Below are 20,180 nucleotides of genomic sequence, written 5' to 3'. Positions count from 1 at the left end.
CGAACCTGAGCTTGTGTGCCAGATTCCTCGCGCGACTGGCGCACAAGCTCAGGTTCGCGCTACTCGCGGGCACCCGGTAACAGCATCGCCACCGCGATCGCCGCGGTGACGCCGATGATCGTGTCGACACCACGGGCGGTCAGCAGCACCAGCGGTTCGGTGGGCGCGGCGAGGTCGGTCATCAGCATGATCAACGGGGTGAAGAAGCCCAGCGCGACCGCGTGGTGGTGGGCCATGAACAGTTCGGTTGGGAACAACAGGACCATGACGCAGATCGCCAGCACATACTCGCTGGGCCCCGGCACGAGCAGTGCGGCTGCCACGGCCAGGCCGATGAAAGTGCCACCCAGGCGGTGGATTCCGCGCCTGATGCGACCACTGGCGTCGGCGGCCGCCAACGGTCCGGCCGCGGCCGCGATGGCCCAGTTGGCGTGGTCGACGCCCAGCGCCAGGCCGGCGGTGCCGGCGGCGGTGATGGCCAGCGCGTAGCGGCCTGCGTGGATCAGCACATCGCGCCGGTTCGGCAGGGAAAGCCGGGCGGGTGGCGTCACGGCTCGCGGCGCGTCGAGCACACCCAGCAGGACGCACAACAAAGCTGTTGCGGCGCAGAGCAATATCGCCGATGAAGGCGTGACGCGGCCGGCGGGCACCGTGGCAATGGCACCCAGCGCGAAGACACCGTAGAACGGTCCCTCTGGCTTGAGCGCGAGGTAGTCGGTCACCACCGAGCCGATGGATGCGAATGCCACGGCGGCGATGACCAGGACCGCCGGTGGCACATGGGAATTGGCGAGTGCCACGCCGATGGCCACGCCGAGGACCAGGATCACGCCGCCCTGGGTCTGATGCGCGAACCGCCGGCCGCGCGTTTCCGTGCGGCCGTACATGCCGGTGATCGCACCGAACACCGCGTAGATGATCAGGTCGGGGCGTCCCGCGGCCAGCAGCGCGACACCCGGGATGGCCAACCCGAGCGCGACCCGTAACGCGGGCCGGTGGTCTTCCGTCGGTGGGGTCATGGCCCGGCGCACGCGCAGGTAGACGGTGCGCATGGGCCCACTCCGATCGATGACGATGTCAGCCCCACCAAGGTTTCCGCAGCGGGGAACGGCCGTCAAAGTGGAAGTTCCGAGCACGTGATCGGCGGCGCCTATCGAGGACGCCGCCGCACTGCGTCAGCCCAGCACAGGGAAGCTGCGGCGCTTGGCCAGCCGGTCCATGCCGGACTGGATGGCGAACTGCACCTCGTCGTACACCTTGTCGACGTAGGCGGCATCGTTCGCGCGCTCCGGGTCGGTATCGACGTAGATGGGGTCGAGCAGCTCGGTGCGGATTTTCGCGGGCAGCGGCAGGTGCATCGGCAGCACCTCGACGGCCAGCGGGAACGGGAAGCCGGCGATGATCGGCATGTTGGCGCCGCGCAACCGCTTTCCGAGGCCGCTCCACTTGGCCAGGAACTTGCCTTCGTTCAGCACGAAGACGGTGTCGTGCCCACCGATGGTGGCCACGGGGACGATCGGCACACCGGACCGGATCGCCTGCTTCACAAAGCCTTTGCGGCCGGCGAGGATCGCCTTGTCACGGTCGCGCCAGGTGCGCATCGCGTCGAGCTCACCGCCCGGCCACACCACGACGTCGCGGCCCGCAGCCAGCGCGTTGGTCACCCCGTCGCGCGACGCGGGTATGACGCCGACGGCACGGAAGTAGTCACCGAGGCCGGGGGCACCCATCAGCACGTCGTGCGCGGTGCCGTGCAGGATGCGCTGCCCGTCGAAATGCCGGTACCAGGAGTGCACCAGGGTCCAGGCGTCCATGGTCAGGGAGCCGCCGGAGTGGATGCCGATCAGCAGCGACGGCTCGTCGGGCACCTTGTGCCAGCCGTCGATCTCGAGCCGGAAGTAGTGGTCGCACAGGAAGTTCCAGATCGGGTTCTGGACGTACCGCATGAACGTCGGGTTGGGGACGGCGAGCGGTGCGGCGGTCGGCGTGGTCATGAGTCCTCGTTTGCGGGGTCTGGCCGTCCGCGGCGCCTACCGATCGCGCGGACTATGGCGTTGATCGCGGCAAGGGTCAGAACGGGGAGCAAGGTGACGACGATGTAGGCCACACCACCGATGGCAGTCATTCGACCGGTTACCTCTCTGGTGCGGTTTGTCGAGCCTGTTATAGCAGGTAGGAACCTTGCCGCTGGGGTCGATGGCTACGCTACGGAGCTCGGGGAGGAGTTTCGACATCCTCGGCAGCCGAAGATTCGGCACGGATCCGGCGATATGTTGTCGCGAGAAGCCAACGTCCACGGCCGGGGTTGACAGGCCGGGCGAATGTTGCTGCTCGCGTTGATCCTGTGTCCAGGAGAGGCTCGCGACTGTGCCGCCAGCGCGTCTCAAGAGTGGACCTGACGATCTGTACGCACCCTCGACGCGAACCTCGCTGCCGCGCACAGGCGTAAGCCCCCAAATCCACAAAGATCTGGGGGCTTACGACTGGTCGTGCAGTAGTTAGACGATGTAGCTCGTCGCAGCCTGCAGGTGGGCGATGGCCTCGTCGGCGATCCGCGGCACCAGCTCGGCGCACGACGGCAGACTGTCGATGATGCCGGCCACCTGGCCCGAGGCCAGCACGCCCGCCTCGGTGTTGCCTTCCACCAGACCGGCTTTCAGCAGCATCGGGGTGTTGGCGGCCATGACGACCTGTGACCAGGTCAGGTCCTTGCCGTGGCGCATGGCCAGGCCGTCCTTGATCATCGACCGCCAGGTCATGCCCGACATCTTCTTGAACTTCTGCGCGTTGCCGACTGCGGCGACGAAACCGCGCACCGGAGAACCACTTTCGAGCTTCTCGACCAGACCCGTGCGCAGCACCCGGTGCGGCATGCCGTCGACGCGGGTCGACACCACGGTGCCGTCCAGTGCGGCTTCCAGGTAGCGCTGCTTGACGGCGTCCGGCACGGTCGAGTCCGAGGTCAGCAGGAACCGCGTGCCCATCGCGACGCCGGCGGCGCCGTAGGACAGCGCGGCCGCCAGGCCACGACCGTCGAAGAAACCGCCCGCGGCGATCACCGGCATACCGGTGTCCTTGACGGCGTCGAGCACCGACGGCAGCAGCAGCGTGGTGGCGATCGGGCCGGTGTGGCCACCGCCTTCGCCGCCCTGCACGATCACCGCGTCGGCACCCCAGCTCGCCACCTTCTTGGCGTGCTTGGCCAGGCCGACCGACGGGATCACCACGACGCCCGCATCTTTCAGCTTGGCGATCAGCTCGGGCTTGGGAGCCAGGGCGAAGGAGGCGACTTTGACTCCTTCGCGGATCAGGAGGTCGCAGCGGGCATCGGCATCGCCGGCGTCGGCTCGCATATTGATGCCGAAGGGCTTGTCGGTGGCCGCCTTGACCTTGGTGACGGCGGTCTGCAGCTCTTCCAGTGTCATCGTCGCCGACGCCAGAATGCCGAGACCACCGGCGTTGGAGGTGGCCGCGACCAGTCGCGCGCCGGCCACCCAGCCCATGCCGGTCTGCACGACCGGGTACTCGATGCCGACCAGTTCGGTCAGCGGTGTCCTGAGCTTGCCCATGACTTAGGCCTTGACCTCTTTGTCCCGCAACGACTTCGGGTCGATGACCTCACGCAGCAGCTGCAGTTCCTCGGCGGTCGGCAGGCGGGTCTCGCCGGCGGCGTCGAGGCCGTGCACCTCGAACGAGGTGTTGTCGGCGACCTCGTCGGCCGTCACACCCGGGTGCAGCGACACGGCGCGCATCTGGTGCTCGGGTCCGTTGAAGTCGAACACACCCAGGTTGGAGACCACCTGGTATACGTTCAGGAAGCGGTATGCCGGGTTGGCCGGATCGACCTTGTCCCAGCCGATTCCGGAGACGATGTCGACGGACTCGGCGAACACGCGCTTGGTGTGGTTACCCACGAAGTAGCTCGTGGCGTGGTTGATGCTGTTGCCGGGCGCGCCGCGGACACCGAACATCTGGCGCGTCGGCTGCTGGATCGGGCCGAAGGCCGACAGGTTCTGGTTGCCGTAGCGGTCGATCTGGTTGGCGCCCATGACCACATGGCGACGGCCCCAGGCCAGCGTCTCGAAGACGCGGTTGAACGGCATCCAGCCCTCGACGGCGAACGGGGCGCCGATCGCCGGGGTGTCGGCCAGCATGCGGGCCTCACCGTCGGTGATCACGATGTCGGGGGAGAAGGTCAGCCGGGCCAGGCGGGCGCCGATCTGCACGACGGTCGTCATGGGACTGGCCATGATTTCCCCTGCGTCACGGAACAATTCGGCACAGGCGACGGCACAGACCTCGGCGCGGGTTGCGTCACTCACTTGGCGGCCTCCTTCTGGGCTGCTTGGGCCTCGGCGAACTTACGGACCGCGGCCTGGTAGTCGGCCTCGGTTCCGGACAGGTAGGTCTTCACGAACTCGGCCCACGTCTCGTCCGAGCCGGCGGCCTCGGCGTAGTGGCGCTGGAACTTCTCGTCGCGCCGGTAGTCGGGCTCGTTGGTGGTGAAGTGGGCGCCATTGGGGGCCTCGACCACGGTGTCGACCATCATGCGGTTGATGATCTGCTGCTGCGGCACAACCGATTTCACCAGTTCTTCGGTGGAGACGATCTTCTCGACCGACAGGTGGCGGCGCTTGGCCGACATCAGGAACAGGTCGTCGAAGTAGGGATCGATGCCGGTGTAGGCGGCATTGCCCTTCACGTCACCGAGGTTCATGTGCACGAAGGCGGCGTCGAGGTTCAGCGCCGGCATGGCGATGAGTTCCTCGTGGGCACCGTCGGTCTCGTACGGCGAGGTGACGGTCTTGAGTTCGTCACCCCAGAAGGCGCGGACGTCGCTGCCCAGGCCGGCACGGATCGGCAGGAACGGAAGACGTTGTGCGGCAGCCTGCAGGCCACAGCGCAGCATGCCCTCGTCCATCTCGCGGGCCTCGATGGCGCCTTCGGTGCGGCGGCGCGCGAACCACGGGTCATAGAACGGCGGCGAGTCGAGCGACACGAAGCCGTAGTAGACGCGCTTGACCTTGCCTGCGGCACAGAGCAATCCGAGATCCGGGCCGCCGTAGGTGACGACGGTCAGGTCGGTCACGTCGGTGCGCAGCAGCGCCCGCACGAACGCCATCGGCTTGCGGCGCGAACCCCAGCCACCGATGCCGATGGTCATGCCGCTTTCGATCTCGGCTACGGCCGCATCGAGAGTTGTTGTCTTGTCTGCCATATTATTTCGACCCCTTGTTGGTCCCCGCGAACTCGTCGCGGTGCTCGTCGGACACGCCGGACAGATTCAGTTCGAAGGTGAAGCCCTGCTCCATGCGGTAGCGCGCGTTGACGGGCTGCACGTCGATGAAGTTCAGTGCCTCCTTGGCGGCGCGGATGACGCGGGTGTCCTTGCTCGCGATGTCGCGGGCGACGCGCAGCGCGGCCTCGTCGAGTTCTTCGCGCGGGACGACCTCGTGCACCGAACCGAAGTGCTGCAGCGTCGAGGCGGGCACGGTCGCGGCGGTGAAGAACAGCCGGCGCATCATGTGCTGGGGGACCAGGCGCGACAGGTGGGTCGCCGCGCCCAGGGCGCCGCGCTCGACCTCGGGGAGACCGAACTTCGCATCGTCGGACGCGACGATGACGTCGGCGTTGCCGACCAGGCCGATGCCGCCACCGACGCAGAAGCCGTTGACGGCCGCGACGACCGGGACCTGGCATTCGTACACCGCGCGGAACGCCTCGTAGCAGCCGCGGTTGGCGTCGATCAGCGCGCCGAAGCCCTCGGTGTTCTGCATTTCCTTGATGTCGACGCCGGCGTTGAAGCCGCGCCCCTCGGCCCGCAGGATCACCACGTGGGTGCTCTTGTCGCGCCCGGCGGCGGTGATCTGGTCGGCCAGCTCGAACCAACCGGCCGACGGGATGGCGTTGACCGGGGGGTAGTTCACGGTGACCGAGACGATGCCCGGTTCGACTGTCTTGGTGGTGATGGTCATCAGTCACTTCCTGGGGGACGGGTACCTAAGCAAGCACTTGCTTGGTACGCTAGCACAGTGACTGCTGGAATCAATCTGCAATTGGCCGGTCGCGTGGTGCTGGTCACCGGCGGTGTGCGCGGCGTCGGCGCCGGCATCAGCGCGGTGTTCGCCGAGCAGGGCGCCACCGTGATCACCTGCGCGCGGCGCGAGGTCGAGGGCTTGCCCTACGAGTTCCACGCCTGCGACGTTCGTGACGACGCGGCGGTCAAGGCCATGATCGACGCCATCGTCGCCAAGCACGGCCGGCTGGACGTCGTCGTCAACAACGCCGGTGGCTCGCCGTTCGCGCTGGCCGCCGACGCGTCGGCCAAGTTCAGCACCAAGATCATCGAGCTCAACCTGATTGCGCCGCTGCTGGTTTCGACGCACGCCAACGCGGTGATGCAGCAGCAGGACGCCGGCGGCGTGATCGTCAACATCTCCAGCGTCAGCGCCCACCGACCAACTCCGGGCACCGGTGCGTACGGTGCCGCCAAGGCCGGCATCGACAGCCTGACCACGACGCTCGCCGTCGAATGGTCGCCCAAGGTCCGGGTGAATTCCGTCATCGTCGGCATGGTCGAGACCGAGCAGTCCGAGCTGTTCTACGGCGACGCCGAGTCGGTCGCCGCCGTGGCCGCGACGGTGCCGCTGAAGCGGCTGGCCAAGCCCACCGACATCGGCTGGGCCGCAGCATTTTTGGCCTCCGAGGCCGCGTCGTACGTCAGCGGCGCGTCCCTGCAGGTCCACGGCGGCGGCGAGCCGCCGCACTACCTCGAAGCGTCAAGCGCCAACAAGTAAAGGGAGAGATCAAATGGGATTGCTCGACGGCCGCGTGGTCATCGTGACGGGTGCCGGTGGCGGAATCGGGCGTGAGCACGCGCTCGCGTTCGCCGCGGAAGGTGCCCGCGTCGTGGTCAACGACATCGGTGTCGGCCTGGACGGTTCGCCCGCCGGTGGCGGCAGCGCCGCGCAGAACGTGGTCGACGAGATCGTCGCCGCCGGCGGCGAGGCCGTCGCCAACGGCTCGAACGTCGCGAACTGGGCGGAGGCCGAGGCCCTGATCCAGCAGGCCGTCGACACGTACGGCACCCTCGATGTGTTGGTGAACAACGCCGGCATCGTCCGCGACCGCATGTTCGCCAACGCCACCGAAGACGAATTCGACGCCGTCACCGCGGTGCACCTCAAGGGGCATTTCGCCACCATGAAGCACGCCGCCGCGTACTGGCGGGCCAAGTCCAAGGCCGGCGAGACCGTCGATGCCCGGATCATCAACACCAGCTCGGGCGCCGGCCTGCAGGGCAGCGTCGGCCAGGCCACCTACAGCGCCTCCAAGGCCGGCATCGCGGCACTCACGCTGGTCGCCGCGACCGAGATGGGTCGCTACGGCGTCACCGCCAACGCCATCGCGCCGTCGGCCCGGACCCGCATGACCGAGACGGTCTTCGCCGACATGATGGCCACTCAGGACCAGGCCTTCGATGCCATGGCGCCCGAAAACATCTCGCCCCTGGTGGTGTGGCTGGGCAGTGTCGAGTCGCGTGACGTCACGGGCAAGGTGTTCGAGCTCGAAGGCGGCAAGATTCGCATCGCCGAGGGCTGGGCGCACGGCCCCGAGATCGACAAGGGTGCCAAGTGGGACCCGGCCGAGCTGGGCCCCGTCGTCGCGGATCTGCTGGCCAAGGCACGTCCCGCGGTGCCGGTCTACGGCTCGTAACCGCCACGATTGCTGAAGCGTCCCCGCAACCAATCATGTTGCGGGGACGCTTTTTTGGTCTGCTTCACAGCGCGGCGGCGACATCCCAGATCGGTTCGAGCGCTGCGATGCCCGTGCGGACGAGGGGACTGAGCACGACATCGGTCGCCCCTGCCGCGAAGTAGCGGCGGAGTTGAGTCGACACCTGCGCGGCAGTACCGACGGCCGCGAGATCGATGACCGAGTCGACGCCTTCGCGTTCGATCACCTTCGCGTACGACGGGATGGTCGCGTAGAACTCGAGGGCCTCCGCGGCGGTGGTCCGGCCTTCGTCGACGTCGTCGGTCACCAGGACGGGTACCGCGGCAATCACTTTGGGCGCGGGCCTGCCGGCTGCGCTGGCCGCTTCGGAGATGGTCGGCACGATGAATTCCTCGATGGTGCGCGGCCCGGCCAGATAGGGCAGCGTGCCGTCCGCCAATTCTCCTGTCACACGTAATGCCTTGGGTCCCATGGCCGCGACGTAGACCGGCAGGGGCGTGCCGCCGGCGACCGTCACCGGAAACTCTGGGGCGGCGGTGAATTCGTCGCCGTGGAAGTCGACGGTGCCGGTGTCGAGGATCGACCGGAGCACCTGCAGGTGTTCGCGCAGCCGGCCGATGGTGTTGGGCCATGCGGTGCCGAAAGCCACCTGTTCGGGGCCGTGCGCTCCCAAACCCAGACCGAGGCTGAAGTTCCCGCCGGTGGCCGCTTGGGCGGTCAGGGCCTGCGAGGCGAGCGTCAGTGGGTGGCGCGGATTGATCGGTACGACGAAGGTGCCGACGGCAAGGCCGGGTACCGCGGCGCCGACGTATCCGGCGAGCGAGATGGCGTCGTGATCGAACTGCTGGGCGATCCACACCTGGCCCACGCCGGCGTTGTAGGCGCCGCGGGCCTGGTCGATCGCGGCAGCGACATGATTGGGGGAAGTACGGTCGGGGTCCAGCACAACTCCGGTTGGCATATCAACGACAACGACCGCGGCCGAGGCACTCATTCCGTCTCGGAAAGAAAAACTCCCCCAGAACGAAACTCGTTCTGGGGGAGCCTCTTTGCTGTTGTTACTTGGCGGCCTCGGCCTTGGCGGCCTTGTCCTTCTTCTGCTTCTTCGGCTTTTCGACCTTCGGCTTTTCAGCCTTCGGCTTGTCGGCCTTGTCGGACTTGTCCTTCTTCGACTTGTCCTTCTTGACCTTGGTGCCCTGACCTTCGGTGCCCTTGTCGTCGGCTTTGGTGCCGCCCGCGGTCGCGTCGTCGGCCTTGGTGTCGCCGGCCTTGACGTCGTCAGCCTTGGTGGTGTCGGCCGGGGTGTCGTCGACCTTGGTGGTCTTGACGGTCTTGTCCTTGGCGCCAGTGGTGGCCGGCTTCAGGGCGGAGACCTGCTTGGCGAGCGTCGGCGTCACCGCAGGCTTGTCGGTGCTGTCGGATTCCTTGGCCGCGGCCGCATTCGGGGTGACGGCCTGCACCGACGAAGGCGGCGGTGCCGCCTTGAAGACGGTGCCGGTCTGGACGGACTTCACGACGCTCTTGACCATGTTGACGGGGAGGTTCACGACGGCCTTGGCGGTATCGAACACGCCGTCGCGAATGGCGTTGGCGATGTTGGAGATGTTGCCGGTCCGCAGCGCCTTCGCCACGTTGTAGAGCGCCATCTGCGGCACCTTGACGGCGTCGCGGACGTTGACGAACAGCTTGGTGGGCAGCGCCGGGTTCTGCGTGACGGCGATACCGCCCCAGTTCTCCAGGGTCCAGCCGTCTTCGGGGTTGCCGGTCACGGTGACGATCTCGGTGTTGCCCAGCGGGTGCTTCAGCATCAGCGTGAGGTCGGGGTTCTCGACGTTCATCAGCGTCCACGCCATGATCGACATGCCGTGCGCGAAGGCCACCGGGTTCTGTGCGCCGCTGTTGTAGATGTCGTCGACCGCGCCGTTGAATCGGTCCTGGAAGACCATGCCGTTGGCGTCGGGCGAACCGGGCATCGGCATCAGGAGGTTGCCGGTGGCCCACGACAGCGGGATCAGCGCGTAGAGGATGCGGGCGAAGCCGGAGTCCTGCGACTGGCCTTCGAAGATGCCGGCCTGCACTTCATGGAGACCGCTGAGCACCGTCACCGGCATGCCGGTCGCGGTGGCGTACGGCGCGGCGGTCTGCTGGGTGCGCACCATGTCCGAGGCGAAGATGGCGTCGTGCGCCAGGCCGTCGTTGGCGAGGACGCCGGCGACGGTCTGGGCCTGTGTCTGGCCCGTCGCCGTCAGGTCGGGGCCCGGAATCTTGGTGTCGATGAGGCCCGAGGCGTTGCCCGCCGATTCGCCGTGCCGGACGAACGTGATGGTGATGTTGGTTGCGGCCCAGGCCGAGAAGGCCGAGGTGAGGAACATGAACACGGCCGCGACCAGGACGGCCGCGCCTCGTGCTCCGCGTTTGAATGTCCGGCTGTGCGACAGCCCCCGACGGAACATTGATGACATAGACGGCTCCATAGTGTTGCCCTGGATGTGTGCAGGGCCACACTATGTACACATCTATGAATCTGTCTAGTCCGTTCCGTCAATTAACTGAAGAACTTTGCTGGCGCGATCGCCGGGCCTGATCGGTTCACCGCCCACGAAAAACTCCCCTGGACAACGGGCGTCCAGGGGAGTTCTTCGGTCGGTGCTCAGGCCGGATCGAGCAGGATGATCGGAATCTTCCGGTCGGTGTGCGAGCGGTAGTCGACGAAGTCCGGGTACATGGCGTCGAGCTTGGGCCAGTACTCGTCGCGTTCGGCATCGGTGGCCTCACGGGCGATCCGCTGCAGCTTCTCGCCGCGCACCTGGAACGTCACCTTCGGGTTGGCGACCAGGTTCAGGTACCACATCGGATGGGTGTCGCGACCGCCCTGCGAGGCGACGACGACGATCCGGTCGCCTTCACGCAGGTACAGCAGCGGGCTGTCGCGCGGCTCGCCGGATTTGCGGCCGATCGTGGTCAGGATCCCGACGGGCGGGGGCGTGGCGACGGGCTTGGAGCCCAGCCGCCACTTGGCGCCGATCCGGCCGTCGGTGGCCCGGAATGCCCAGGTGTTGATCCGCGACATCCACTTGAAGCCGACCTGCATTCCCTTGGAATTCAGGATCTTCAGCTGCCTGTCGCTCATTTCCCCGTCGGCCATGGCGGCGACCCTGCTCCTCGCTCTAGATGCGCTCGATGATCGTGCCGGTGGACAGCGCACCGCCGGCGCACATCGTGATCAGCGCCGTCGACTTGCCGGTCCGTTCCAGCTCGTGCAGCGCGGTCGTGATGAGCCGCGAGCCGGTGGAACCGACCGGGTGGCCCAGCGCGATGGCGCCGCCGTTGACGTTGACCCTATCCATGTCGGCTTTGTGCACCTGAGCCCAGGACAGCACGACGGATGCGAACGCCTCGTTGATCTCGACCAGGTCGATGTCGGCCATCGACATGCGCGCCTTCTCGAGCACCTTGGCGGTGGACTGCACCGGGCCGTCCAGGTGGTAGTAGGTCTCGGCGCCGACGTTGGCCTGCGCGATGATCCGGGCGCGGGGCTTGAAGCCGAGGGCCTTGGCCTTGTCCTCGTCCATCCAGAGCACCGCGGCGGCACCGTCGGAAATCTGCGACGAGGTGCCGGCGGTGTGGATGCCGCCTTCGATGACCGGCTTCAGCGCGGCCAGGCCCTCCAGGGTGGTGTCGCGCAGGCCCTGGTCCCGGCTGACCAGGTTCAGCTCGGCGGTCGGCTGCTTGTTCTCGTCGATGACCGGCGCCTCGATGGGCGAAATCTCGCGGTCGAAGCGGCCCTCGGCCCAGGCCTGCTTGGCCTTGGCCTGCGAGGCGAAGCCCAGCGCGTCGATGTCGTCGCGCGTGATGCCCCGGCGCTTGGCGATGCGCTCGGCGGCCTCGAACTGGTTGGGCAGGTCGATGTCCCACGACGCGGCGCGTGCGCCACCGCCGTTGGCGCCCAGGGGCACCCGGCTCATGGCCTCGATGCCGCAGGCGATGCCGATGTCGATGGCGCCGGTGGCGATCAGACCCGCGATGAGGTGGTTGGCCTGCTGGGCACTGCCGCACTGGCAGTCGATGGTGGTGGCGCCGACGTGCTCGGGCAATCCGGCGACCAGCCAGGACTGGCGGGTGATGTTGTTGCCCTGCTCGCCGTACTGCGTGACGCAGCCGCCGATGAGCTGCTCGACGTCGCCGGCATCCAGCCCGGCCTTCTCGACGAGAGCCTTCTGCGTGGCGCCCAGAAGTTCGGTCGCATGCAGGCCGGACAGCCAGCCTCCCCGCTTACCGATGGGGCTGCGAGTGGCTTCAACGATGACAGGATTACCCATGAGCTCAGGCTAGAACACGTTTCATTACTCTGACAAGCAATCATCGGGACGTGCCTTTTATCTGCGGTGAAGGCGTGTTTCAATGGTCGCAACGCCGAACTAGAAGGATTTGTCTCGGAACCCTGTTCTGAGGCGTTGGATTCCCCAAGGAGACACCATGCCCTGCCCGATCCCGTCCGACTTCGACTTGCTGGACGCGAACCTGAACCTCCAAGGCCTGCCCATCGAGGAGCTCGCCGCCCTGCGTAAGTCAGAGCCAGTGCACTGGGTGGACGTGCCCGGCGGCACCGGCGGCTTCGGTGACAAGGGCTACTGGATCGTCACCCGCTACGACGACGTCAAAGAGGTGTCGAAGCGCAACGATATCTTCGGCAGCGCACCCGATGGCGCGATTCCGGTGTGGCCGCAGGCCATGACGCGTGAGGCCGTCGACGTGCAGCGCGCGGTGCTGCTGAACATGGACGCCCCGCAGCACACCCGCCTGCGCAAGATCATCTCCCGTGGTTTCACCCCGCGTGCCATCGGCCGGCTGCAGGCCGAGCTGAACGAGCGGGCGCAGAAGATCGCCGAGACCGCCGCCGCGTCGGGCACCGGTGACTTCGTCGAGCAGGTGTCCTGCGAGCTGCCGCTGCAGGCCATCGCCGGACTGCTCGGCGTGCCGCAGGAAGACCGCGACAAGCTCTTCAACTGGTCCAATGAGATGACCGCCGGCGAGGACCCGGAGTACGCCCACATCGACCCGGCCGCATCGTCGTTCGAGCTGATCACCTACGCCATGAACATGGCCGCCGAGCGGGCCAAGAACCCGACCGACGACATCGTCACGCAGCTGATCGAAGCCGACATCGACGGCGAGAAGCTGTCCGACGACGAGTTCGGCTTCTTCGTGGTGATGCTGGCCGTCGCCGGTAACGAGACCACCCGCAACTCGATCACGCACGGCATGATCGCCTTCTCCCAGAACCCCGATCAGTGGGAGCTCTACAAGAAGGAGCGCCCGGAGTCGGCCGCCGACGAGATCGTCCGTTGGGCCACGCCGGTCACCGCGTTCCAGCGCACCGCGCTGGAGGACACCGAGCTCGGTGGCGTGAAGATCAAGAAGGGCGAGCGGGTCGTCATGTCCTACCGTTCGGCCAACTTCGACGAAGAGGTGTTCGAGGACCCGCACACCTTCAACATCATGCGGTCGCCGAACCAGCACGTCGGCTTCGGCGGCACCGGCGCGCACTACTGCATCGGCGCGAACCTGGCGCGCATGACCATCAACCTGATGTTCAACGCCATCGCCGACCACATGCCGGACCTGACCTCGATCGGCGAGCCCGAGCGGCTCATGTCGGGCTGGCTCAACGGCATCAAGCACTGGCAGGTTGACTACACGGGTAATCCCCCGCAAGCGGGAGGTACCCCCAGCCCCGCCGAGCACTGACGGCGACTGACTGCAGTAGTCCGGTAACACGAATCAAGGAGGATTCGGGTGGATTTCACACCGAGCCCTGAGCAGCAGGCTGTCGCCGATGTGGTGACATCTGTGCTCGAGCGGGAAAACACTTGGGACGCACTGGTTTCCGGTGGCGTCGTGGCACTCGCGGTGCCGGACCGCTTGGGCGGTGACGGGCTGGGGCTGCCGGAGGCGGCCACCGCACTGACCGAGATCGGTCGGCGCGGCACCACGGGGCCGGCCCTCGCCACCATCGGGCTCGCCCTGGTCCCGCTGGTCGACCTGGCCACCGAAGCGCAGCAGGACCGGTACCTCGCGGGTGTCGCGCAGGGCGCGGTGTTGTCTGCCGCCCTGAACGAAGCCGGCAACCAGCTGCCGGAGAAGCCGTCGACCAGCTATGCCGGCGGCAAGCTCAACGGCACCAAAATCGGTGTGCCGTATGCCGAGTCGGCGCAGTGGCTGCTGGTCACCACCGACAGCGGTGTGGTCGTCGTCTCGCCGAAGGCCGCCGGTGTGACGGTCGAGAAGACCCCGACCGCCAACGGTTCGGACGAATACGTCGTCACCTTCACCGACGTGGCAGTGGCCGACGATGACGTGCTGGCCGGCGCCACGGTGGCGCGGGTGAACGAGTTGGCGCTGGCCATGATCGGCGCGTTCGGTGCCGGTCTGGTCGCCGGTGCACTGCGGCTGACCGCCGACTACACCGCGACGCGCGAGCAGTTCGGCCGGCCGCTGTCCACTTTCCAGACGGTGGCGGCGCAGCTGTCCGAGGTCTACATCGCCTCGCGGACAATCGATCTCGTCTCCACCTCGGTGGTGTGGCGGTTGTCCGAGGGACTCGACGCATCCGAGGACCTGGCGATCCTGGGCTACTGGCTGACCTCCCAGGCCCCGCCGGCCATGCGGCTGTGCCATCACCTGCACGGCGGCATGGGCATGGACATCACCTACCCGATGGACCGCTACTACTCCTCGATCAAGGACCTGAACCGCCTGCTCGGTGGTCCGTCGCACCGTCTCGATCTGGTGGGAGCCTGATGTTTATCGACCTGACCGCGGAACAGCGCAAGCTGCAATCCGAACTGCGCGAGTACTTTTCGACGCTGATCACGCCCGAAGAGGCGGCGGCGATGGAGACCGACCGGCACAACGAGGCCTACCGCGCCGTCATCAAGCGCATGGGCAGCGACGGCAAGCTCGGTGTGGGCTGGCCCAAGGAGTACGGCGGCCTGGGCTTCGGGCCCATCGAGCAGCAGATCTTCATCAACGAGGCCAACCGCGCCGACATCCCGCTGCCGATGGTCACGCTGCAGACCGTGGGACCGACCCTGCAGCTGCTGGGCACCGAGGAACAGAAGAAGAAGTTCCTGCCCGGAATCCTCTCCGGCGAGGTGCATTTCGCGATCGGTTACTCCGAGCCCGAGGCCGGCACCGACCTCGCGTCGCTGCGGACCACCGCCGTGCGGCACGGTGACGAGTACATCGTCAACGGCCAGAAGATGTGGACCACCGGCGCCCACGACGCCGACTACGTGTGGCTGGCCTGTCGCACCGACCCGACCGCGGCGAAGCACAAGGGCATCTCGATCCTGATCGTCGACACCAAGGACCCGGGCTACTCCTGGACCCCGATCATCCTGTCCGACGGCGCCCACCACACCAACACGACGTACTACAACGATGTGCGGGTGCCCGCCGACATGCTGGTCGGCGAGGAGAACGGTGGCTGGAAGCTCATCACCACTCAGCTCAACCACGAGCGTGTCGGCCTGGGACCGGCCGGTCGCGTGGCGGGCATCTACGAGCAGGTGCACGCGTGGGCTTCCGAAGCGGGCTCCGATGGCGTTGTCCCGCTGGACAATCCGGAGGCCAAGCGGCTGCTGGGCCAGATCAAGTCGATCATGCGGCTCAACGAACTGCTCAACTGGCAGGTCGCGTCGTCCGGCGAGAACATCGCCGTCGCCGACGCGGCCGCGACGAAAGTGTTCTCCACCGAGCGCATCCAGGAAGTGAGCCGGTTGGCCGAAGAGGTCGTCGGACGCTTCGGCAACCCGGCCGACAAGCACACCGCAACGGTGCTGCAGTGGCTGGACACCATCGCCAAGCGCAACTTGGTCATCACGTTCGGTGGCGGGGTCAACGAGGTCATGCGCGAGATGATCGCGGCATCGGGCCTCAAAGTGCCGCGGGTTTCGCGGTAGGAGGGCGATCGATGACTGATCTTCAGACCGGTATCGACGAGATCGTCGCAGCCGGGCGCAGCAAGCCGACCCTGAGTCGGGACCCGGTGAACCAGCCCATGATTCACCACTGGGTCGACGCGATCGGCGACAAGAACCCGATCTACGTCGACGAGGAGGCCGCCAAGGCCGCCGGGCATCCCGGCATCGTGGCGCCGCCCGCCATGATCCAGGTGTGGACCATGATGGGCCTGGGCCGCAGCCGGTCCGACGATGATCCGCTGGCCCGGATCATGAAGTTGTTCGATGATGCCGGGTACGTCGGCGTCGTCGCCACCAACTGCGACCAGACCTACCACCGCTACCTGCAGCCGGGGGAGCGCGTCAGCATCAGTGCCGAGGTCACCGACGTGGTGGGACCGAAGCAGACCGCGCTGGGCGAGGGCTACTTCGTGAACCAGAAGATCCGGTGGCATGTCGGTGACGAGGAAGTCGCCGACATGGACTGGCGGATCATGAAGTTCCTGCCCGCCAACAAGCAGGGCCAACAAGCGGCCGAAACCGGTTCCATCCCAGCCGATCTGGACCCGGACAAGCTGATGCGCCCGTCGTCGTCGCGGGACACCCAGTTCTTCTGGGACGGCGTCAACGCCCACGAACTGCGGATCCAGAAGCGGCCCGACGGTTCGTTGCAGCACCCGCCGGTGCCGGCGATCTGGCAGGACAAAGATGCTCCGATCGACTACGTCGTCTCCTCGGGGCGGGGCACGGTGTTCAGCTACGTCGTGCACCACGCGCCGAAGGTGCCCGGCCGGAGCCTGCCGTTCATCATCGCGCTCGTCGAACTCGAAGAGGGTGTGCGCATGCTCGGTGAGCTGCGCGGCGTCGAGCATGACGACGTGAAGATCGGAATGCCGGTCAGCGCAACGTTCCTCGACTTCCCGGACAGCGATGTCAGTCCGGCCTGGAGTCTGTACGCATGGGAGGCAGCGAAGTGACCGCGACTGTCAGTGCCACGGTGGGCACCAAGCTGCCAGAACTGTCGATCTACGGCGACCCGACGTTCATCGTCTCGACGGCCATCGCCACCCGGGACTACCAGGACGTTCACCACGATCGGGACAAGGCACAGGCCAAGGGCTCCAAGGACATCTTCGTCAACATCCTGACCGATACCGGTCTGGTGGGGCGCTACGTCACCGACTGGGCCGGCCCGAACGCCATCGTGAAGTCGATCAAGCTGCGTCTCGGTGTGCCCTGGTACGCCTACGACACCATCACCTTCCGCGGTGAGGTAACCGCTGTCGAAGGTGACCTGGTGACACTGAAAGTGGTGGGCACCAACAGTCTCGGCGATCACGTCATCGCCACCTCGACGCTCACGATGGGAGCCGCGCAGTGAGCATCTCCGGCAAGGCGGTCATCGCAGGTATCGGCGCCACCGACTTCTCCAAGAACTCCGGCCGCAGTGAACTGCGGCTGGCGGCAGAGGCAGTCACTGACGCGCTGAACGATGCGGGCCTGTCGCCCAAGGACGTCGACGGTCTGGTGACCTTCACCATGGACTCCAACCTGGAGACCGCGGTCGCCCGTTCCACCGGCATCGGCGAGCTGAAGTTCTTCAGCCAGATCGGCTACGGCGGCGGCGCCGCGGCCGCGACCGTGCAGCAGGCGGTGCTGGCGGTGGCGTCCGGTATCGCGGAAGTCGTTGTGGCATACCGGGCTTTCAATGAGCGCTCGGAGCACCGCTTCGGCCAGGTGATGACGGGTCTGACCGTCAACGCCGACTCCCGCGGCGTCGAGTACAGCTGGTCGTACCCGCACGGGCTGAGCACGCCGGCCGCCTCGGTCGCCATGGTCGCGCAGCGTTACATGCACGAATACGGCGCCACCAGTGCCGATTTCGGTGTGGTCTCGGTGGCCGACCGCAAGCACGCGGCGACCAACCCGAAGGCGCACTTCTACGGCAAGCCGATCACCATCGAGGACCACCAGAACTCGCGGTGGATCGCCGAGCCGCTGCGCCTGCTGGACTGCTGCCAGGAGACCGACGGTGGTGTCGCGATCGTCGTCACCACGCCGGAGCGCGCCAAGGACCTCAAGCAGCGCCCGGTCGTCGTCGAGGCGGCGGCGCAGGCTGCTGGTGAGGATCAGTTCACCATGTACTCGTACTACCGCGACGAGCTCGGTCTGCCCGAGATGGGCCTGGTCGGCAAGCAATTGTGGGGTCAGAGTGGCTTGACGCCCAATGACATTCAGACCGCGGTGATCTACGACCACTTCACCCCGTACACGCTGATCCAGCTCGAGGAGCTCGGTTTCTGCGGCAAGGGTGAGGCGAAGGACTTCATCGCGAACGGTGCGATCGAGCTCGGTGGCAAGCTGCCGATCAACACGCACGGCGGTCAGCTCGGTGAGGCCTACATCCACGGCATGAACGGCATCGCCGAGGGCGTCCGCCAGCTGCGCGGCACGTCGGTCAACCAGGTGCCCGATGTCGAGCACGTGCTCGTCACCGCCGGCACCGGTGTTCCGACGTCAGGCCTGATCCTGGGCTGAATCACCCCGCTCGCGAACTGCCCCTTTTCGAAAGAAAAGGGGCAGTTCTGCGTCAAAAGGGGTAGTCCTACTCATCCGAACTCGCGTGGCTCGGCGCCATGATGACCTGCATGACCGAACCGCAGCGGGCGATGGTTGCCCGGCTCTCGCAGGATGTCGCAGCGATCTCCCATCACCTGGCATGGGTCTCGGCCTGCCTCACCGAGCTCGATCGGTCGATGGCGTACCAGCAGCCGGCCGCGCAGCCCGTCGGATACGCCGCGCCGCAACAGTATTGGCAGCCGGCACAGGCCGCGCCGCCGCAGCCCCAACAGCAGCCGCCGCGGCCCGAGCGCTCGGACGGCTGGATCGGCAAGGCGCTGGCCGCCGCCGGCGTCGCGGTGACGTTGATCGGCGTCGCCCTGCTGCTGGTGCTCGCCGCGCAGGCCGGGCTGTTGCGGCCCGAGTTCCGGGTCGGCGCAGGGGCGGTCCTGGCGGCCGGTCTGGTGGTCGGGGCGACTCGCCTGAAGACGCGGCCCGGCGGCACGGTGGGCGCGGTCGCCCTGGCCGCCACCGGTATCGCCGCGGCGTACATCGACGTCGTCGCGGTCACCACGATTTACGAATGGCTTTCTGCGCCGGTCGGTTTGGTGCTCGCGGCGGTGATCGGCGGCGGCGGGCTGACCCTGGCGCGGCGCTGGGATTCGCAGCAACTCGCGCTGCTGGTGCTGGTGCCCCTGGCCGTGCTGGCGCCCGTGGTGGCCGACGGCGTCTCGCTGCTGCTGATCGGGTTCATGCTGGCGCTGTCCGCGGCGTCGCTGCCGGTGCAGATCGGCAAGGATTGGGTTGCGATGTTCGTGGCCCGGACCGCCGTCTGCACCTTCCCGTTGTTGGTGGCACTGGCCTCGGCGTCATTCGGCACCCACCGGAATCCGGGTCTCGCCGGTGCCTGCGCGGCGGCAGCCGTGCTGGCCGTCGCGGGCGCGTTGATCCTGTTGCCCAAGACCGCCAACCGCTCGCTGCTGGCCCTGGCCACGGCAGGCGGTGCGGTGCCGGTGCTGTTCGTTTCGGCAGTGGTCCGTCCGCTGATCGCCGCGTCGATCATCGCCGCGGTGGCGGCCCTGTTCCTGGCCGTCGTGCTGGCCGGCAACCGACTGCCCGGCGTCGCTGATGTGGTGCGGCGGATCTGGGCGGCGACATCGGCCGTCTGCGCGCTGGTCGCGGTATTGGTGGCCTTCGACGGTAGGACCGGCGGCGCGGTGCTGCTCGCGATGTCCGTCGTGGTGGCCGTCGCCGGGCGTCGCGACGCGATTGCCCGCTGGGTCGCTGCCGGATTCGGCGCCGTCGGTGGGGCCGTCTACCTCAGCTACTCTCCGCCGGACCTGCTGTTCCGCGCGGTGGAACTGAACACCCACAGTGCGGTGTCCACCGTCATCTCCAGCATCCTTGCGGTGGCCAGCGCGGTGGCCGTCGTGTGGTCGTGGACCGGCAGGCGTGACGACGACGAGGTGCGGCTGATGTGGGCAGGCGCGGTCGTGGTCGCCGCCTACGCGTCCACCATGGCGACCGTCACCGCCGGCGTGCTGATCGGCGGCGTCAAGGGCGGGTTCTTCGCGGGTCACATGGTCGCGACCATCGGCTGGATCGCGGTCGCGGCGGCGTTGTTCGGGTACGCGGCCCGCCGGCCGAAGGCGCAGCGATCACTGCCCATCGGCGGCGGGCTGGCGCTGGTGGCCGCGGCGATGGCCAAGCTGTTCCTGTTCGATCTCGGGACCCTGAACGGCATGTTCCGGGTGGCGGTGTTCATCGTCGTGGGCCTCGTGCTGCTGGCCATGGGGACCGGCTATGCCCGGTTGCTCGCCCGGCAGGATCAGCCGAATCCGGACCGTCAGTTCGCGTCGGGTGGGTAGCCGTCGGGGCGGTAGGCTCGAACCGACGCGGTATGTCTGGGGAAGGGGGCCG

At 67.2% G+C, this 20,180-nt stretch carries 19 protein-coding genes; 9 read left to right on the top strand and 10 right to left on the bottom strand.

Annotated features, from left to right (window positions below; all coding sequences use genetic code 11):
- Window positions 1-59: 59 nt before the first annotated feature.
- The 6 genes from ACZ5IQ_RS25705 to echA20 form a co-directional block, all read right to left on the bottom strand.
- Window positions 60-1,052, bottom strand: coding sequence for an FUSC family protein (locus ACZ5IQ_RS25705; protein ID WP_406801613.1), 993 nt, complete (start codon window positions 1,050-1,052; stop codon window positions 60-62).
- 123 nt (window positions 1,053-1,175) lie between these two features.
- A complete protein-coding gene (locus ACZ5IQ_RS25700) occupies window positions 1,176-1,994 on the bottom strand; it encodes a lysophospholipid acyltransferase family protein (RefSeq protein WP_464480467.1) in 819 nt (272 codons plus the stop codon).
- Between the two features lie 504 nt (window positions 1,995-2,498).
- On the bottom strand, window positions 2,499-3,569 hold the full coding sequence (gene ipdC / locus ACZ5IQ_RS25695) for a (3aS,4S,5R,7aS)-5-hydroxy-7a-methyl-1-oxo-octahydro-1H-indene-4-carboxyl-CoA dehydrogenase (RefSeq protein ID WP_212807230.1): 1,071 nt from the start codon (window positions 3,567-3,569) through the stop codon (window positions 2,499-2,501).
- Between the two features lie 3 nt (window positions 3,570-3,572).
- Window positions 3,573-4,322, bottom strand: coding sequence for a cholesterol ring-cleaving hydrolase subunit IpdB (gene ipdB, locus ACZ5IQ_RS25690; protein WP_212807229.1), 750 nt, complete (start codon window positions 4,320-4,322; stop codon window positions 3,573-3,575).
- The gene (gene ipdA / locus ACZ5IQ_RS25685; RefSeq protein ID WP_212807228.1) at window positions 4,319-5,218 is read right to left on the bottom strand and encodes a cholesterol ring-cleaving hydrolase subunit IpdA; all 900 of its coding nucleotides are present in this window, start codon (window positions 5,216-5,218) and stop codon (window positions 4,319-4,321) included. The genes ipdB and ipdA overlap by 4 nt, the downstream gene beginning before the upstream one ends.
- Before the next feature lies 1 nt (window position 5,219).
- Window positions 5,220-5,975 (bottom strand): (7aS)-7a-methyl-1,5-dioxo-2,3,5,6,7,7a-hexahydro-1H-indene-carboxyl-CoA hydrolase, encoded by a 756-nt coding sequence (gene echA20, locus ACZ5IQ_RS25680; RefSeq protein WP_212807227.1) that lies wholly within the window; start codon window positions 5,973-5,975, stop codon window positions 5,220-5,222.
- Window positions 5,976-6,032: 57 nt separating this feature from the next.
- Here echA20 and ACZ5IQ_RS25675 point away from each other — a divergent pair, with 57 nt between their 5' ends.
- Together ACZ5IQ_RS25675 and ACZ5IQ_RS25670 are read left to right on the top strand one after the other, a co-directional pair.
- Complete coding sequence (locus ACZ5IQ_RS25675) at window positions 6,033-6,797, top strand: SDR family oxidoreductase (RefSeq protein WP_226519803.1); 765 nt, start codon at window positions 6,033-6,035, stop codon at window positions 6,795-6,797.
- A 13-nt stretch (window positions 6,798-6,810) separates the two neighbouring features.
- Entirely contained in the window at window positions 6,811-7,716 is a 906-nt protein-coding gene (locus ACZ5IQ_RS25670; protein ID WP_212807226.1) for an SDR family oxidoreductase, read from the top strand.
- A gap of 64 nt (window positions 7,717-7,780) precedes the next feature.
- Here ACZ5IQ_RS25670 and ACZ5IQ_RS25665 read toward each other — a convergent pair whose 3' ends face one another.
- The 4 genes from ACZ5IQ_RS25665 to ACZ5IQ_RS25650 form a co-directional block, all read right to left on the bottom strand.
- Window positions 7,781-8,698: an LLM class F420-dependent oxidoreductase gene (locus ACZ5IQ_RS25665; protein ID WP_212807225.1), complete on the bottom strand. Its 918-nt coding sequence runs from the start codon at window positions 8,696-8,698 to the stop codon at window positions 7,781-7,783.
- A gap of 97 nt (window positions 8,699-8,795) precedes the next feature.
- Entirely contained in the window at window positions 8,796-10,199 is a 1,404-nt protein-coding gene (locus ACZ5IQ_RS25660) for a histidine phosphatase family protein (protein ID WP_244872756.1), read from the bottom strand.
- Between the two features lie 188 nt (window positions 10,200-10,387).
- Window positions 10,388-10,882: a nitroreductase family deazaflavin-dependent oxidoreductase gene (locus tag ACZ5IQ_RS25655; protein WP_305798793.1), complete on the bottom strand. Its 495-nt coding sequence runs from the start codon at window positions 10,880-10,882 to the stop codon at window positions 10,388-10,390.
- A gap of 22 nt (window positions 10,883-10,904) precedes the next feature.
- Window positions 10,905-12,056: a steroid 3-ketoacyl-CoA thiolase gene (locus ACZ5IQ_RS25650; protein WP_212807224.1), complete on the bottom strand. Its 1,152-nt coding sequence runs from the start codon at window positions 12,054-12,056 to the stop codon at window positions 10,905-10,907.
- A 157-nt stretch (window positions 12,057-12,213) separates the two neighbouring features.
- On the opposite strand from ACZ5IQ_RS25650, the gene ACZ5IQ_RS25645 reads away from it, so the two are divergent.
- From ACZ5IQ_RS25645 to ACZ5IQ_RS25615, 7 genes are all read left to right on the top strand, one after another.
- The gene (locus ACZ5IQ_RS25645; RefSeq protein WP_464480466.1) at window positions 12,214-13,485 is read left to right on the top strand and encodes a cytochrome P450; all 1,272 of its coding nucleotides are present in this window, start codon (window positions 12,214-12,216) and stop codon (window positions 13,483-13,485) included.
- A gap of 48 nt (window positions 13,486-13,533) precedes the next feature.
- Window positions 13,534-14,538, top strand: a complete 1,005-nt coding sequence (locus tag ACZ5IQ_RS25640) for an acyl-CoA dehydrogenase family protein (RefSeq protein ID WP_464480465.1) — start codon at window positions 13,534-13,536, stop codon at window positions 14,536-14,538.
- Complete coding sequence (fadE29, locus tag ACZ5IQ_RS25635) at window positions 14,538-15,701, top strand: acyl-CoA dehydrogenase FadE29 (RefSeq protein ID WP_135356017.1); 1,164 nt, start codon at window positions 14,538-14,540, stop codon at window positions 15,699-15,701. Before ACZ5IQ_RS25640 ends, fadE29 begins: the two co-directional genes overlap by 1 nt.
- Window positions 15,702-15,712: 11 nt before the next feature.
- Window positions 15,713-16,678: a bifunctional MaoC family dehydratase N-terminal/OB-fold nucleic acid binding domain-containing protein gene (locus ACZ5IQ_RS25630; protein WP_212807221.1), complete on the top strand. Its 966-nt coding sequence runs from the start codon at window positions 15,713-15,715 to the stop codon at window positions 16,676-16,678.
- A complete protein-coding gene (locus ACZ5IQ_RS25625; RefSeq protein ID WP_138250824.1) occupies window positions 16,660-17,082 on the top strand; it encodes a MaoC family dehydratase in 423 nt (140 codons plus the stop codon). The genes ACZ5IQ_RS25630 and ACZ5IQ_RS25625 overlap by 19 nt, the downstream gene beginning before the upstream one ends.
- A gap of 2 nt (window positions 17,083-17,084) precedes the next feature.
- Window positions 17,085-18,239 carry a lipid-transfer protein gene (locus ACZ5IQ_RS25620; protein WP_464481507.1) on the top strand — a complete coding sequence of 385 codons (1,155 nt, stop codon included), beginning with the start codon at window positions 17,085-17,087 and terminating at the stop codon, window positions 18,237-18,239.
- A gap of 110 nt (window positions 18,240-18,349) precedes the next feature.
- A complete protein-coding gene (locus ACZ5IQ_RS25615) occupies window positions 18,350-20,128 on the top strand; it encodes a DUF2339 domain-containing protein (RefSeq protein ID WP_406801607.1) in 1,779 nt (592 codons plus the stop codon).
- Window positions 20,129-20,180: the final 52 nt, after the last annotated feature.

It is taken from the genome of Mycobacterium toneyamaense, assembly GCF_055384815.1.
The sequence above is the reverse complement of the archived record's forward strand: the minus strand, read 5'-3'. Positions and strand labels throughout refer to the sequence as shown.

What these genes read in the sequence shown, in the direction of transcription:
- ACZ5IQ_RS25705 (WP_406801613.1), bottom strand. Translation starts at nt 1,052, where the DNA reads ATGCGCACCGTCTACCTGCGCGTGCGCCGGGCCATGACCCCACCGACG.
- ACZ5IQ_RS25700 (WP_464480467.1), bottom strand. Translation starts at nt 1,994, where the DNA reads ATGACCACGCCGACCGCCGCACCGCTCGCCGTCCCCAACCCGACGTTC.
- ipdC (WP_212807230.1), bottom strand. Translation starts at nt 3,569, where the DNA reads ATGGGCAAGCTCAGGACACCGCTGACCGAACTGGTCGGCATCGAGTAC.
- ipdA (WP_212807228.1), bottom strand. Translation starts at nt 5,218, where the DNA reads ATGGCAGACAAGACAACAACTCTCGATGCGGCCGTAGCCGAGATCGAA.
- echA20 (WP_212807227.1), bottom strand. Translation starts at nt 5,975, where the DNA reads ATGACCATCACCACCAAGACAGTCGAACCGGGCATCGTCTCGGTCACC.
- ACZ5IQ_RS25670 (WP_212807226.1), top strand. Translation starts at nt 6,811, where the DNA reads ATGGGATTGCTCGACGGCCGCGTGGTCATCGTGACGGGTGCCGGTGGC.
- ACZ5IQ_RS25665 (WP_212807225.1), bottom strand. Translation starts at nt 8,698, where the DNA reads ATGCCAACCGGAGTTGTGCTGGACCCCGACCGTACTTCCCCCAATCAT.
- ACZ5IQ_RS25660 (WP_244872756.1), bottom strand. Translation starts at nt 10,199, where the DNA reads ATGTCATCAATGTTCCGTCGGGGGCTGTCGCACAGCCGGACATTCAAA.
- ACZ5IQ_RS25655 (WP_305798793.1), bottom strand. Translation starts at nt 10,882, where the DNA reads ATGGCCGACGGGGAAATGAGCGACAGGCAGCTGAAGATCCTGAATTCC.
- ACZ5IQ_RS25650 (WP_212807224.1), bottom strand. Translation starts at nt 12,056, where the DNA reads ATGGGTAATCCTGTCATCGTTGAAGCCACTCGCAGCCCCATCGGTAAG.
- ACZ5IQ_RS25645 (WP_464480466.1), top strand. Translation starts at nt 12,214, where the DNA reads ATGCCCTGCCCGATCCCGTCCGACTTCGACTTGCTGGACGCGAACCTG.
- fadE29 (WP_135356017.1), top strand. Translation starts at nt 14,538, where the DNA reads ATGTTTATCGACCTGACCGCGGAACAGCGCAAGCTGCAATCCGAACTG.
- ACZ5IQ_RS25630 (WP_212807221.1), top strand. Translation starts at nt 15,713, where the DNA reads ATGACTGATCTTCAGACCGGTATCGACGAGATCGTCGCAGCCGGGCGC.
- ACZ5IQ_RS25625 (WP_138250824.1), top strand. Translation starts at nt 16,660, where the DNA reads ATGGGAGGCAGCGAAGTGACCGCGACTGTCAGTGCCACGGTGGGCACC.
- ACZ5IQ_RS25615 (WP_406801607.1), top strand. Translation starts at nt 18,350, where the DNA reads ATGACCGAACCGCAGCGGGCGATGGTTGCCCGGCTCTCGCAGGATGTC.